General features: G+C 51.3%; 12 protein-coding genes. 5 read left to right on the top strand and 7 right to left on the bottom strand.

Annotated elements, in window-relative coordinates; genetic code table 11:
- Positions 1-48: 48 nt before the first annotated feature.
- Positions 49-843 (bottom strand): response regulator, encoded by a 795-nt coding sequence (locus tag HRH59_RS17810; protein ID WP_173502623.1) that lies wholly within the window; start codon positions 841-843, stop codon positions 49-51.
- A 245-nt stretch (positions 844-1088) separates the two neighbouring features.
- Between HRH59_RS17810 and HRH59_RS17805 the strand changes: the two genes are divergently transcribed.
- Positions 1089-1961, top strand: coding sequence for a S1 family peptidase (locus tag HRH59_RS17805; protein WP_173502622.1), 873 nt, complete (start codon positions 1089-1091; stop codon positions 1959-1961).
- 281 nt (positions 1962-2242) lie between these two features.
- Entirely contained in the window at positions 2243-2548 is a 306-nt protein-coding gene (locus HRH59_RS17800; RefSeq protein ID WP_173502621.1) for a helix-turn-helix domain-containing protein, read from the top strand.
- Positions 2549-2554: 6 nt separating this feature from the next.
- On the opposite strand, the gene tusA is transcribed toward HRH59_RS17800, so the two are convergent.
- From tusA to fadB, 3 genes are all read right to left on the bottom strand, one after another.
- Positions 2555-2803, bottom strand: coding sequence for a sulfurtransferase TusA (gene tusA, locus HRH59_RS17795; RefSeq protein ID WP_173502620.1), 249 nt, complete (start codon positions 2801-2803; stop codon positions 2555-2557).
- Between the two features lie 273 nt (positions 2804-3076).
- Positions 3077-4240 carry an acetyl-CoA C-acyltransferase FadA gene (fadA, locus tag HRH59_RS17790; RefSeq protein ID WP_173502619.1) on the bottom strand — a complete coding sequence of 388 codons (1164 nt, stop codon included), beginning with the start codon at positions 4238-4240 and terminating at the stop codon, positions 3077-3079.
- A 16-nt stretch (positions 4241-4256) separates the two neighbouring features.
- Positions 4257-6410 (bottom strand): fatty acid oxidation complex subunit alpha FadB, encoded by a 2154-nt coding sequence (gene fadB / locus HRH59_RS17785; RefSeq protein ID WP_173502618.1) that lies wholly within the window; start codon positions 6408-6410, stop codon positions 4257-4259.
- A 199-nt stretch (positions 6411-6609) separates the two neighbouring features.
- Between fadB and HRH59_RS17780 the strand changes: the two genes are divergently transcribed.
- The 3 genes from HRH59_RS17780 to HRH59_RS17770 are packed head-to-tail and all read left to right on the top strand — an operon-like array spanning position 6610 to position 11359.
- Positions 6610-8514, top strand: coding sequence for a transglycosylase SLT domain-containing protein (locus tag HRH59_RS17780; RefSeq protein WP_173502625.1), 1905 nt, complete (start codon positions 6610-6612; stop codon positions 8512-8514).
- A gap of 45 nt (positions 8515-8559) precedes the next feature.
- Entirely contained in the window at positions 8560-9885 is a 1326-nt protein-coding gene (gene pepQ, locus HRH59_RS17775; protein ID WP_173502617.1) for a Xaa-Pro dipeptidase, read from the top strand.
- A gap of 22 nt (positions 9886-9907) precedes the next feature.
- Complete coding sequence (locus HRH59_RS17770) at positions 9908-11359, top strand: TrkH family potassium uptake protein (protein ID WP_173502616.1); 1452 nt, start codon at positions 9908-9910, stop codon at positions 11357-11359.
- Here the strand turns inward: HRH59_RS17770 and trkA are convergent.
- From trkA to fmt, 3 genes are read right to left on the bottom strand one after another with little or no spacing between them, the layout of a single operon-like run.
- A complete protein-coding gene (gene trkA, locus HRH59_RS17765) occupies positions 11356-12732 on the bottom strand; it encodes a Trk system potassium transporter TrkA (RefSeq protein WP_173502615.1) in 1377 nt (458 codons plus the stop codon). The two genes, HRH59_RS17770 and trkA, sit on opposite strands and share 4 nt — an antisense overlap.
- Positions 12729-14045, bottom strand: coding sequence for a 16S rRNA (cytosine(967)-C(5))-methyltransferase RsmB (rsmB, locus tag HRH59_RS17760; protein WP_173502614.1), 1317 nt, complete (start codon positions 14043-14045; stop codon positions 12729-12731). The genes trkA and rsmB overlap by 4 nt, the downstream gene beginning before the upstream one ends.
- The gene (gene fmt / locus HRH59_RS17755; RefSeq protein WP_173502613.1) at positions 14042-14998 is read right to left on the bottom strand and encodes a methionyl-tRNA formyltransferase; all 957 of its coding nucleotides are present in this window, start codon (positions 14996-14998) and stop codon (positions 14042-14044) included. The genes rsmB and fmt overlap by 4 nt, the downstream gene beginning before the upstream one ends.

Below are 14998 nucleotides of genomic sequence, written 5' to 3'. Positions count from 1 at the left end.
ACGCAAAGCCACCTCCTATGGAGGTGGATTTTTACTGTTGCAATATACTTAGTGATCTAACAGCCGGTACAGCAGTTGCTTAACGGCTTCCGGTTCAAATGGTTTATCACACATTGCATTTACGCCGCTTTGCGCGATATTGGCCAGATGAGCATCATTGGCTTCGCTGGTGACCATTAACACCGGAATATGCGACAGCGTGCTGTGTTCACGGATAAACTCTGTCAGCTCGCGGCCATTTACTTCCGGCATATTGTAGTCGGTTACTACCAGATCAAAGTTTTGCTGTTGCAACAATGCCATAGCCTGCTGGCCATCTTCTGCTTCAGTAATCTGTTGCATACCCAGATTTTGCAATACACGGCGGATATGATTGCGCGCCAGCCGGCTGTCATCTACCACCAGCACCCGTACATCGTGTACGTCGAATAAGCTAAGTTCCAGCTCGGCGGGGCTAAGTAAATCAACGGCGGCATTTAATGCCTTGCCCAGTTGCATGGCATCAAATGGCTTGGGCAAAATGGCTACTACACCGGATTGTTTAAAGGCTTCCAACTGCGCTTTGCGGGTTTCACTGGAGACCAGTAAAAACGGGATCTCTGCGGTGGCACTATCGGTTTTTAACTGTTTTAGTAACTGTTCAGCCGTGCCGTCAGCCAGATGCAAAGCGCAGGCAATAGCATCAGGTTTGTGCCGCTTAATGTTTTGCAGGGCACTGGCAAGGCTGTCGGCTTCTTCAACCCGGCTGACGTTTTCTTCCGCCAGTTTTTTGCGGATAATTTTTCGTTGTACCTCTGAAGGCTCAACCAGCAGAATATGTAAATCGGCGGGGGACAGTTGCATAGCGGCTCCGCAACAAATGACTAAAACAGCATTCTGCCACAACTACAGTTAGCCTGGCACTACTAAATAAGCATTACGTCGGGTGTATAAATCACCACTGTGAGGCAAACGCTGAATTGTAACAGTTGGTGTAAATTAACTATTGCGGTAAATATGTCTACATAACCGCTTACATTTAAAGGCTTAATTGTTATGCGGTTTTCTGCCAGTCTGACGCTTATCAAAAGCCATGTAAGGACACAGCAATGTACAACAATATCAATCTGAGACTGCTAAGCATCGGTTGCCTGATTACGACCGCTATGCTGACGGCTCCGGTGTCGGCCATTGTTATTCGTCATGATAAGCCGCCAGAGCAGTATCTGGCTTCCAAAGCGGACTTCCCGCCGTTGGCGACGTTTTACAATATCGGCGTGCACGGTACTTTGATTGCGCCTGATTGGGTATTAACGGCAGCGCATACCGTGTTTTGCCTGAATCCGGGGCAGACCATTGCGGTGGGCGATGAATTGGTAGAGGTGCGGGCGCGTTATAGTTACCCGTCTTATCAATTAGGTGAGCAGAATGATTTAGCGCTTATTCAGCTGGCTAAACCGGTGCTGAGCGTAGCGCCTGCCAAATTGTACCGCCAACAGGATGAGCGTGATCAGATGTTGTGGTTTATCGGCAGTGGTGGCACGGGTACAGGTTTAACCGGCGAAACTATCGGCTATAAAGAAAACAACGGCGTGCTGCGCAAGGCGCAAAATAAAGTGATCGCCGTGACAAAATCCGATTTGAGATTTGTGTTTGAATCAGGTCAACACGGGCTTGAGCTGGAAGGCGTATCGGGCAATGGCGACAGTGGTGGCCCGGCCTATCTGAAACAAGAAGATGGTTATTACCTGCTTGGCGTAAGCTCCAGAGTTGATTCATGGTTTAAAGATGTTGGCGAGTACGGCGTTAAAGAGCTGTATACCCGCGTATCCAGCCATGCCAATTGGATCGATCAGGTAATGACCGCTGACGACAGTGATAGAGCCAAACTCAGCTCATCCGATGGTTTCCTGCAAGATGGCATGACAGCAGAAAATTTGCCGGGTATTTGTGCATCGATAAGTTTGAAAACGCCGGTTTAGCGGCTTAAATCGCGTTTTGCCTGGTTTTTGGATCGCAATACTGTGCTATTTCTGCCGCCACTGCTGAAGAACTTTCATTAATTGTGTTGAGTAGCTTTTAATACACGAATAGATAAAACAGAGTGCTGCTTAATAGTACAGATTGAAACTATGCCACTTAGTGTTATACTTTTTGCGTTTACAGCAAGGATTGCTGATGCGGGTATTTAAAAACAAAGCTTTCGCAAAATGGGCGCACAAAGAAGGGCTGGATGCTGGCGCACTATTTGAGATAAACGCAGATGACTAAATCAATTTTAGATATGGTGCAGGAAACGGCACAGGATTTTTATAACGCCGGGGTAATAAAAGACACTACCTTGCGCGAGATAGAAGCGCTATGCCTGCCGGTTGTAGAAGAATTCAGTGCTGAACAAATTAAACAAATACGCACCCGTAATAAAGCCAGCCAGGGGGTGTTTGCAGCTTATTTAAATACCAGCAAATCGACAGTACAGAAGTGGGAGCAGGGACAGAAAAAGCCTAATGGACCTTCGCTGAAGTTGTTGAATCTGGTTGCTAAAAAGGGCTTACAGATACTGGCATAACAGCTATTAACCACTAACCTTCTTCACCACATACCTATACGGCAATGCAGTCGTATCACTGCCCACTAACTCGTGATCCATAAAGCGGCAAAATGCCGGGATATCACGGGTGGTGGCCGGGTCGTCGGCGATAATCAGTAAGGTTTCACCCACCTGCATTTTGCGCAGTTGCAGCCGCACCATCATTACCGGCTCGGGACAGCGCAGGCCTAAGGCATCGAGGGTTTGATCTGCGCTGCTAAAAATATCTTCCATCTATACTCCGGTAAAAAGACTTTGATTTGTCCGTGCCGTTTCGACGCAAATTCCCGCTGTACTCGCCACAGCGGCGCTTCGGGCAATCCTGCCTCTCAGCCGTGCGGCCCGGCTTCGCCGTACGCTGGCGCTCCATGCGCCAGCTGTTGCCGCATTCGCTTCGCTCGTGGGTCTGTGGCTGCGCCAGCGGGATTTGCGCCTCTATTTTGCGTCAATAAATAAGGGCCGTAAAAACGGCCCTTATTCTATGCGATTGTGCTTATGGCTGCCAGCTTATGGCCGTTCAAAAACAGTCGCAATACCCTGGCCTAAACCGATACACATTGTGGCCAGGCCAAACTTGCCGCCTTTATCTTCCATAACGTTAATCAGCGTGGTGCTGATACGTGAACCCGAGCAACCCAGCGGGTGGCCCAGCGCAATGGCGCCGCCGTTCAGGTTTACTTTCTGCTCTTTTACTTCCAGTAAGCCTAAGTCTTTCATCACCGGCAGCGCCTGGGCCGCGAAGGCTTCGTTCAGCTCGGCGTAGTCGATGTCGGCAATAGTAATACCGGCCATTTTTAACGCCTTTTTCGACGCCGGTACCGGGCCGTAACCCATGATAGAAGGGTCGCAACCAGCTACACCCATACCGCGCACGTAAGCCCGAATTGGCAAGCCCAGTGCTTTGGCTTTGTCTTCGCTCATTACTAACATGCCGGAGGCACCGTCAGATAAAGCAGAAGACGTACCGGCAGTTACCGTGCCGTTGGCCGGGTCGAATACCGGGCGCAGTTGGCCCAGTGCTTCTACTGTGGTTTCCGGGCGGATAACTTCATCGTAATCCATCAGCTTTAACACGCCGTCGGCGTCGTGGCCTTCAGTGGGGATAATTTCGTTTTTAAACCGGCCTTGCAGGCTGGCTTCCTGCGCTAAGCGGTGCGAGCGCGCACCGAATTCATCCTGCTGCTGGCGGCTGATGCCGTGCATTTTACCCAGTAATTCGGCGGTTAAGCCCATCATACCGGCGGCTTTGGCTACCGAGGTGGATAAACCCGGGTGGAAATCGACGCCGTGGTTCATCGGCACATGGCCCATGTGTTCAACACCACCTATTAAATACACTTCACCCATGCCGGTTTGAATGGCGCGTACAGCGTCATGCAAAGCCTGCATCGATGAACCGCACAAGCGGTTTACGGTAACAGCCGGTACCGAGTGCGGAATGCCGGCTAACAGCGCCGCATTACGCGCCACGTTAAAGCCTTGCTCTAAGGTTTGCTGCACACAACCCCAGATAATGTCGTCAATGTCTGCCGGGTCTAATGCCGGGTTACGCTCAACTAACGATGCCATAACATGGGCAGAGAGCTGCTCGGCGCGCACGTTGCGGTACATACCGGCTTTGCTGCGGCCCATTGGCGTGCGGATACAATCTACGATAACTGCGTGTTTCATTATTCTGCTCCTGCGCTTAAACCGGGAAGAAACGCTGGCCGGCGGCGGCCATGGCGCGGGTTTTATCTGTTACCTGATAAATTTCGCCTAAATGGGCGTATTTATCGGCCAGAGCGACAAAGTTGGCTAAACCGATGGTGTCGGCATAACGCAGCGGGCCACCACGGAACGGCGGGAAGCCTAAGCCGTAGATCAAGCCCATATCGGCTTCAGCCGCACTTGCTACTATGTCTTCTTCCAGACAACGAATAGTCTCGTTAATCATTGGCACCATAACGCGGGCGATAATATCTTCCGCGCTGAATTCCTGCTTAGCTGAGGCAATGCCGGCCAGTAAGCTAACCGCTGCCGGGTCGATGTCTTTTTTCGGCTTACCTTTAGCATCTTTGCTGTAAGCATAAAAACCGACGCCGTTTTTCTGGCCGTAGCGCTCAGCTTTATACATCGCGGCTACCGGGTCGTTATCCAGCTTGGCCATTCGCGTAGGGAAGCCCGCTGCCATAACATCAGTGCAGTGGTAAGCGGTGTCTAAACCGACCACATCTAACAGATAAGCCGGGCCCATTGGCCAGCCAAACTGTTTTTCCATGACTTTATCTACCTGAGCAAAGTCGGCGCCGTCTAATACCAGCTTGCTGAAACCGGCAAAGTAGGGGAACAGTACACGGTTAACAAAGAAGCCCGGGCAGTCATTCACTACGATAGGCGATTTACCCATTTTGGCAGCATACGCTACCACAGCCGCAACGGTTTCTTCGCTGGTGTCTTTACCGCGGATAACCTCTACCAGTGGCATACGGTGTACCGGGTTAAAGAAGTGCATACCGCAGAAGTTTTGCGGCCGGCTTAAATTTGCTGCCAGTGAGTCAATTGAAATGGTGGAGGTATTGGATGTCAGAATGGCGTCTTCAGCAATTAAACCTTCTACTTCTTTTAACACTGCGCCTTTCACTTTCGGGTTTTCAACTACAGCTTCTACCACGATATCAACGCCTTTGAGGTTCTCGTTGCTCAGCGTAGGGGTAATAGCAGCTATTACTTTTGCCATACCAATGGCATCGAGCTTTTTGCGTTCTACCTGCTTACCCAGCAGCTTGGTGGCTTCACCCATACCCAGCGCTAAGGCTTTATCGGCGATATCCTTCATTACCACCGGCACGCCTTTTAAGGCTGACTGATAGGCAATACCGCCACCCATAATGCCGGCGCCTAATACGGCGGCTTTGTTGATGGCTTTAGTGGCGGTTTTGGCGGCCTTTTTCGCCTTGCCTTTAATTAACTGGTCATTTAAAAACAGGCCGATTTGCGCCGTAGCGGCATCGGTTTTCGCCAGCTTGGCAAAACCGGCATTTTCCAGTGCCATGGCACCGGAGCGATCCAGTGTGGCAGCCGCTTCAATGATAGTAACCGCTAACATCGGCGCAGGGTAGTGTTTACCGGCGTTGACAAATACCATGCCTTTGGCTGTGCTGAAGCTCATGGTGGCTTCAGTTTTATTCAATTTCAGTGGCTGCAGTTTAACCGCGCGCTTTTTGCGCCAGTCCAATTTGCCGGCGATGGCGTCTTCTAACATGCCCAGCGCTGCCGCTTCCAGTTTCTCCGGTGCTACCACGGCATCGATTAAACCAAATTTTTGTGCCTGGTCGGCACTATGATCTTTACCGGTGGTGATCCACTCCATCGCATTGTCGGCACCGATAATACGTGGCAGGCGCACGGTACCGCCAAAGCCCGGCATTAAGCCCAGCTTTACTTCCGGTAAACCAATGCGGGTACTTGTGTCGGCTACGCGGTAGTCAGCAGTAAGTGACCACTCACAGCCGCCACCTAATGCGAAACCTTTTAATGCTACTATGGTCGGAACCGGTAAGTCTTCAGCCAGATCAAAGATATCAGAGGCTTGTTTGATCCACGGAATAAGCTCGGCTTCGGGGCGTAAAAAGGTACTTAAGAATTCGGTAATGTCGGCGCCAACGATAAAGGCATCTTTATCGCTGCAAAATATAACGCCCTGTAATGACTTATCGGCGTGCAGCAGCTCTAAAGCTGTCTTACAATCAGTAAGCGTCTGCTGATCAAACTTGTTAACTGAGCCCTTGGCATTAAAAGCAAAGCGGGCGATACCAGGCTTGAGGTAGGCAACAGTAATGTTGTCACTCTGGTAGATCATAACGGTGCTCCTTGGTCGCGTATATTAGGGTTCTTCGCAACTGGTACGATGAGGTTGTCGCGCTCAGTGTGTCGTGGTTAGTAAAAAAATTCAACCGTTATTTAAACGCGTGTTTGAATTTAGTCGCGGCACGAGCACTAACTATAGGTGTTATTTCTTTCAGTTTAGAATTTTTGTTGAGGTTATCGCCGTGAAACGGATGATTTTTGTGCTGACTAACCTGCTCCTGGCGCCGCTGTCTGCGGCGTCGGTGTCTTCTGAGGCAGCGTTACGTAACGAGTTTTTACAAGCAGAGCGCCAGATTGGCAGTGTCAGTTACGAGCAGGCGCAGAAGCTGCTGCAAAAGTTTGCTGACTATCCGCTGCAGCCTTACCTGGAGCAGCGTCGTTTACAACAGTTTTTAACTGCCGATGAACGCATAGCTGATTTTTTGCAACGCCAAAGCGGCACACCCATGGACTGGCCACTGCGTAAGCCCTGGTTACTGCATTTGGCAAAACGGCAAAAATCAGCGTTATTTTTGGCCAACTACCCAGGGTCAAATGATGCTGAACTGGAATGTTTAGCGCTACGGTATCAGTTAGCGCTGCCGGACGCCGATGCTGCTGCGCTGTGGCCACAGGTAACACAGTTGTGGTTGGTGGGCAAATCGCAACCCAAAGCCTGTGATCCGCTGTTTGCCGATTGGCGAAAAGCCGGACAGCAAACGCAGGAGCGGGTGTGGCAGCGGCTGATGTTAGCTGCCGAGGGGGGCGATACCAGTTTGATCCCCTATTTAAAAACACAATTGCCGGCTGTGCAGCAGCCGCTGGCTGATATGTATCTTAAAGCCCGGCGCAACCCGGCGGTAATCAGCAATGCGCGGTTTTTCCCGCTAAAGCAAGTGCAGGAACGTGATATTGCCGCCTACGGCATGAAACGGTTGATTTGGCGCAATCCGGAACAGGCATTGAAGGTATGGCAGCGTTTTGCTAATGACCCTTATTTCACCGCCGGGCAAAGGTTAGATGTGCAGCGCCAATTTGCTATAGCGCTGGCCAGTAAAGGCGATGACCGCGCCGCTGAGTGGCTGACAGCGCTGCCGGCTGAGCTGATTGACAGCACTCTGGCGCACTGGCAGGTTAGCCATGCCCTGACACAACTGGACTGGCCTAAAGTGCAGCAAAGCATCGAAGCCTTGCCGGCAGAGGTAGCCAAAGATGCCAGTTGGCAGTATTGGCTGGCGCGCTCTTATGAGCAACAAAACCAGCCGGAGTTGGCGCAGCCGCTGTTGCAGCGCTTGGCATTGCAGCGGCACTTTTATGGCTTTATGGCGGCGGCTAAATTAGGTTTACCGCCCAGCCTGGCGCATGCACCGGTAACGGTAAGCGAACAAGAACTGGCCCGGCTGCAGCTACACCCGGCGGTAAAGCGGGCGCAGGAGTGGCTGGCGTTGGGGCGCTTAACCGAGGCGCGGCGCGAGTGGAACCATCTGCAGGATAGTTCTGATGAGCAACAAAAGTTGGTGTCAGCCAAGCTGGCGCATCAGCTGCAATGGTATGAGCGGGCTATTTTTTCGCTGGCCGATGTGGGCTATTGGGATGATATCGAACTGCGTTTTCCGTTGGCGTATCAGGACGAAATTGCTCAATCATCTGCTAAAGCCGATATAGAATCAGGCTGGGCTATGGCGATAGCGCGGCGCGAAAGCTCGTTTATGGCCGATGCTGCATCGCCGGTGGGTGCGCGCGGCTTAATGCAACTAATGCCGGCGACGGCCCGCGAAATAGCACGTAAACCGGTGCAGCTTAACCAGCTGTACAACCCTGTGGTGAACATTGACTATGGCACCGACTATCTTAACTATTTGATGAAGCGTAACGACGGTAATTTATTAGTGGCTACCGCATCTTACAATGCCGGTTATAGCCGGGTGAAACAGTGGATCCCGAAAGACCATGCGTTGCCGGCCGATGTGTGGGTTGAAACCATTCCGTACCGCGAAACGCGCGATTATGTGAAGGCGGTAATGGCCTATTACCAAATTTACAATATCCGCTTAAATGCACCCACCGATGTATTCAAGCCGCTGACCACAATGCAGATTGGGGTCGTGGTGGATTAATGTTATGATGCCCCGCATATTTTTCAGCCAACAGGTCAGACACTTATGACAGCTTCTTATCAAAGCCTGTATCAGGCCCATATTGCCGAATTGCAACAACGTACCCGACGTCTTTTAGAGCGCGAAAACCTGGATGCACTGGTGATCCACTCCGGCCAGACTCAGCGCAAGTTTCTCGACGATATGGATTACCCGTTTAAAGCCAACCCGCTGTTTAAAGCCTGGTTACCGGTAATTGATAACCCGCATTGCTGGCTGATTGTGGATGGTGTAAACAAACCCAAGCTGATTTTCTACCGGCCGAAAGATTTCTGGCATAAGGTGCCGGACGAGCCACATGATTTCTGGGCCGAATATTTTGATATTCAGTTGCTGGATAAAGCCAATAAAGTTGAAACACTGCTGCCCTATGACAAAGCGCGGTTGGCGTATTTGGGCGAATACCTCGAGGTAGCGCGCGCGTTAGGCTTTAGCGAAATTAACCCCGAGCCGGTGCTGAATTTTATTCATTTCTACCGCGCTTATAAAACCCCGTATGAACAAGCCTGTTTGCGCATTGCCAACCGTATGGCGGTGGCAGGGCACAATGCTGCAAAAGCCACGTTCTATGCCGGCGGCAGTGAGTTTGATATTCAACTGGCGTATTTAGCTGCGGTGCGCCAAACAGAAAATGAAGTGCCGTACGGCAATATTATTGCGCTGAACCAAAACTGCGCCATTTTGCACTACACGGCACTGGAGCGCACCGTGCCGGCGCAGCGGAATTCCTTTCTGATTGATGCCGGTGCCGAGTTTCACGGTTATGCTGCCGATATTACCCGTACCTACAGTTTTAACCCACAGGATGAATTCGGCAGCTTAATCAGCGCGGTAAATGACGCGGAATTGAAATTAGTTGATGGCTTAAAACCGGGGCTTAAATACGGCGAATTGCATATTCAGTGTCATCAACATATTGCCGAAATTTTGCATCAGTTTGATTTTGTTAAACTGTCGCCGGAGGCTATTGTTGAAAGCCAGATCAGCCGCACTTTCTTCCCGCACGGTCTGGGCCATCATTTAGGCTTACAAGTGCATGATGTTGGTGGTTTTATGGCTGATGAGCGCGGCACGCATGTGGCGGCACCGGACAGCCATCCGTATTTGCGCTGCACCCGTACTATTGAAGCGAATATGGTATTTACCATTGAGCCTGGTTTGTATTTTATCGACAGTCTGTTAGCTGATTTAGCAGCAACAGAATTTGATAAATACATTAACTGGCAGAAAGTAGACGCTTTCCGTCAATACGGTGGTATTCGCATTGAGGATGATGTGATCGTACATCAGGACCGCAATGAAAATATGACCCGTGATTTGCAGCTGGCTTAAGCCGTAAGGACGCCGTACAGGTATGCAATACCGCTCGATAATCCGGATTTTGGGCCTGCTGATTGCATTGTTCAGTATCAGCATGGTGCCGCCGGCCTTTGTTGCTTACTGGTACAAGGACGGTGCCGGCGTGCCTTTTATGCTGTCTTTTGTGCTGTGTTTGGTGATCGGTTTTTTTATCTGGTACCCGAACCGGCGCTATAAAGCCGAGCTGAAAGTACGTGACGGCTTCCTAATCGTCGTATTGTTTTGGATAGTGCTGGGGGCGGTTGGGGCGATTCCGTTTATGCTGGCCGGCAACCCGCACTTAAACCTGGCCAGTGCCATGTTTGAGGCGTTCTCCGGCCTGACGACTACCGGTGCTACCGTACTGACCGGCATTGAGTTTTTACCTAAAGCCATTTTGTATTACCGCCAACAATTGCAATGGTTGGGCGGTATGGGGATCATCGTATTAGCAGTAGCGATATTGCCCATGCTGGGTGTAGGGGGCATGCAGTTGTACCGTGCTGAAACCCCGGGTCCGGTAAAAGATAATAAGATGACGCCGCGTATCGCCGATACCGCTAAACACCTGTGGTATATCTACCTGGCGTTAACGCTAAGCTGTATGTTAGCGTTTTATCTGGCCGGGATGAGCTGGTTTGATGCAATTTGCCATGCGTTTTCTACCGTGGCCATCGGCGGCTTTTCTACCTATGACGCCAGTATCGGCCACTTTCAAAGCCCGTTGATTAACAGTATCTGTGTGATTTTTTTGCTGCTTAGCGCGGTGAATTTTCCGCTGCATTTTGCCGCTATCCGTGGCAAAAGTGTCAGCACTTATTTTCGTGATCCTGAGTTTAAGGCGTTTTTAGTTATTCAGGCGGCGTTGATCTTTATCTGTTTTGCAGTGTTACTGCATACCAACGTCTACAGCGACAGCGCCAATGCATTAAACCATGCTGCCTTTCAGGCGGTGTCTATTTCCACTACTGCCGGCTTTGCTACCGACGGCTTTGCTGCCTGGCCGTTGTTTTTGCCCATTTTACTGATTTTTTCCAGCTTTATCGGTGGCTGTGCCGGCTCAACCGGTGGCGGCTTAAAGGTGGTGCGGGTGCTGCTGTTGTTTCTGCAGGGGGCGCGGGAATTAAACCGTTTAATCCATCCCCGTGCTGTGTATGCCATTAAGCTGGGACGGCGCGCGGTACCCGACCGCATAGTAGAAGCGGTGTGGGGCTTTTTTGCCGCTTATGCGCTGGTGTTTGTGGTTATTATGCTGCTGTTACTGCTAACCGGGCTGGATAATATTACTGCTTTTACCGCTACCGCAGCCTGTTTAAATAACCTGGGCCCGGGGCTTGGTGAGGTAGCGGCAAACTTTGGCGGGGTGCCTGATACGGCAAAATGGATCCTGATCATTGCCATGGTATTCGGCCGGTTGGAGGTGTTTACCTTGTTGGTGCTGTTTACGCCGGCCTTTTGGAAAGATTAGATAAAAATTGCACTGACCTGAAACAGCTTTTCCACTTCAACAATGTGCTTTTTATCGACCATAAACAAAATAATATGATCGTCTGTTTCTATTTCTGTGCTGTCGTGGGCAATTAATACTTCGTCACCGCGTACTATGGCGCCGATGGTGGTACCCGGTGGCAACTTGATATTACCGATAGTTTTACCCACCACCTTGCTGGTGCTGCTGTCGCCATGGGCTATGGCCTCTATTGCTTCGGCGGCACCGCGGCGTAAAGAATAGACATTAACAATATCACCGCGGCGGATATGGGTTAACAAGGCAGAAATGGTCGCCTGTTGCGGTGATACCGCGATATCCACTTCGCCACCCTGCAGCAAATCTACATAGGCGCCGCGTTTAATCAGCACCATGGTTTTTTGCGCGCCCATCCGTTTGGCCAGCATAGCCGACATAATATTGGCTTCGTCGTCATTGGTAACAGCAATAAATACATCGACTTGTTCGATGTTTTCTTCTTCCAGCAGTTCCGGGTCTGACGCATCGCCGACATAGACCACGGTATTGTCCAGTGCGCTGGACAAAAACTCAGCCCGTTCTTTGCCACGCTCTATCAATTTTACGCTGTGGGTTTTTTCCAATGCCCGTGCCAAACCAAAGCCTACGTTACCGCCGCCGGCGATCATTATGCGCCGGTAGCTGCGCTCCAGTTTTTGCAGTTCACTCATCACTGCACGAATATGTTTAGTGGCAGCAACGAAAAACACTTCGTCGTCGGCTTCAATAATAGTGGTACCCAGCGGTTTTATTGCCGTACCGCGCCGGTAAATGGCTGCTACCCGGGTTTCGATATTCGGCATATGTTCTTTTAAGGCTGATAACGCGTGGCCAACCAATAAGCCACCGTAATAGGCTTTTACCGCCACCAGGCTGACTTTGCCGCCGGCAAACTCTACTACCTGTAATGCGCCCGGGTAATCAATTAAGCGGCGGATATAGTTGGTTACCAGCGCTTCGGGCGCAATAAAGTGGTCGACCGGCATATCATCTTTATGGAACAGCTGGTCGCGGTACTTCAGGTATTGGTTAGTGCGGATACGGGCAATTTTTACCGGGGTATTAAACATACTGTAGGCGACCTGACAGGCGACAATGTTAACTTCATCGCTGTTGGTTACGGCAACGATCATGTCGGCATCTTCAGCCCCGGCTTTTTTTAAAATATCCGGATGCGAACTGTGGCCATGCACAACCTGCAAATCATATCTGTCTTGCAGCGCCCTTAACTTGTCTGCGTTGATATCGACTACGGTAATATCATTTTGCTCGCCCACCAGGTTCTCTGCCAATGTAGCGCCAACCTGGCCTGCGCCTAAAATAATGATTTTCATTGAGTCTCGCTGTTTGCCGATTTGCTTAACAGGGCGTAGAAAAAGCCATCCATATCCTGCTCGCCGGGTAAAATTTGCCAGCCGAATGGCTGCTCACTGCGTTGCTTCGGCAATTGCACTAAACTGGCGTCGCTGTGCTGTTGTAAGAACAGCTCAATCTGTTGACCGTTTTCTGCCGGCAATACACTGCAGGTAGCATAAAGCAGCTTGCCTCCCGGCGCCAGTAAAGCCCAGCACTGCTGTAAAATGCGTTGTTGCAGCGCCACCAGCACCTCAATATCAGTCTTTTTGCGCAACCAGCGAATATCCGGATGGCGGCGTATCACGCCGCTGGCAGAGCAGGGCACATCCAGCAAAATACGGTCGAACAATTGCCCTTGCCACCATTGTTGCGGTTCGGCTGCATCCGCCGCAATCACGTTGGCGTTCAGGCCCAGTCTGGCAAGGTTATCATGTACCCGCAGTAAACGTTTCGGCTCTTTGTCCAGCGCGGTAAGTTCCGCGTGCGGAGCCAGCTCCAGAATATGGCAGGTTTTACCGCCCGGTGCGCAGCAGGCATCTAAGATACGCTGGCCGTCGTTTACGTCCAGCAGCAAAGCGGCATGCTGGGCTGCGGCGTCCTGCACCGAGAACCAACCATCGGCATAACCCGGCAAACCGGTGACATCCTGTGCCTGCGCCAATTTAATGGTTGCGGGTAAGTCTGCCAGTGGCCGGCTGTATTCAATACCGGCGCGGGTTAGCGCGGCAGCATAATCTGTCGGGTTAATTTTACTGACATTAACCCGCAACCATAGCGGCGCCTTTTGTTGATTCGCTTCCAGTATTTGTTGCCACTGCGTTGTATAAGCCTGCTGTAAGTGGTTAAGCAGCCAACCCGGGTGATTATATTGCACGGCAGCGGGGGCCGCTGAAAAATCGAAAAGCTGCGGCTGGCGCTGCACATTACGCAGCACCGCATTGATAAGCTTGGTCAGCGATTGGCCTTTGAGTTCGCGTGCCGCTTCTACGGTTTCACTAATAGCAGCGTGATCCGGTATGCGCATAAACTTCAGCTGGTAAATGCCGACATAGAGCAAAAACTGTAATGGTCGCAATTGTTTAATCAGCGGCTTGCTCATCAACTGACTGCAGATGGCTTCCAGCTGCGGCAGATAGCGCATAACGCCAAAGCAGATTTCCTGCAACAGGGCTTTGTCGGGCGCATTATCCAGTTGCGTTTGCGCTTTCGGCAGCGCTTCAGACAGCGACATACCCTGGTCGATAACATCAAAACAGCAGCGGGCGGCTAATACGCGAACATTGCGGCTCATACTGCGCTGCCAATGACGCTACCCGGTGGCAACCAGTCAGCGCGGCCATTTAAAAAATCGGCAACACACATGGCTTTCTTGCCGGGCGGTTGTAATTGGGTAATGCTAAGCACACCTTCGCTGCACGCAATACGGATACCGTGTTTATTCGCACTTAAAATGGTGCCTGCAGCCTGGTCTGTTGCTGTATTTTCTGCCTGTGCCTGCCATACCTTTACACTACCTTGTGCCAGCGTCATGTAGCTTACCGGCCACGGATTAAAGGCGCGGATTTCACGCTGCAATGCTGCAGCACTTTTGCTGAAGTCGAGCAAGGCTTCATCTTTGTGCAGTTTTTCCGCGTAACTTGCCAGGCTGTCGTCCTGTACTTTCGCCTGCTGCTGTAACGCCGGTAAATCGCCCAGCGCCGCCAGTAGTGCTTTGGGCCCTAACACGGCCAGTTTGTCATAAAGTGCAGCGCTGGTATCGGTATCGTCAATAGCGCAGCTTACCGTGCTTAACATCGCCCCGGTATCCAGCCCGGCATCCATTTGCATAATAGTGACGCCGGTTTGTGCATCGCCGGCCCAAATAGCGCGTTGAATTGGCGCCGCGCCGCGCCAGCGTGGCAACAGCGAGCCATGCACATTAATGCAGCCTAAGCGTGGTGTATCCAGTACGGTTTGCGGCAGGATCAGGCCATAAGCAACCACCACCATCAAATCGGCATGCAGTGCGGCAAGTTCAGCCTGAGCCGGGGCTTTTTTCAGCGATTTCGGTTGATACACCGCAATACCGTGCTCAACTGCCAATTGTTTTACGGCACTGGGCTGCAGTTGCTGACCGCGGCCGGCAGGGCGGTCTGGCTGGGTGTATACCGCTATAACCTGGTGGTCAGAATCTAACAAGGCTTGCAAATGGCGCGCCGCGAAATCGGGCGTGCCGGCAAAAATAATACGCAAAGGTGTGGTCAC

The sequence above is a fragment of the Rheinheimera lutimaris genome (genome assembly GCF_013283795.1).
GTDB classification, from domain to species: domain Bacteria; phylum Pseudomonadota; class Gammaproteobacteria; order Enterobacterales; family Alteromonadaceae; genus Alishewanella; species Alishewanella lutimaris.
The sequence above is the reverse complement of the archived record's forward strand: the minus strand, read 5'-3'. Positions and strand labels throughout refer to the sequence as shown.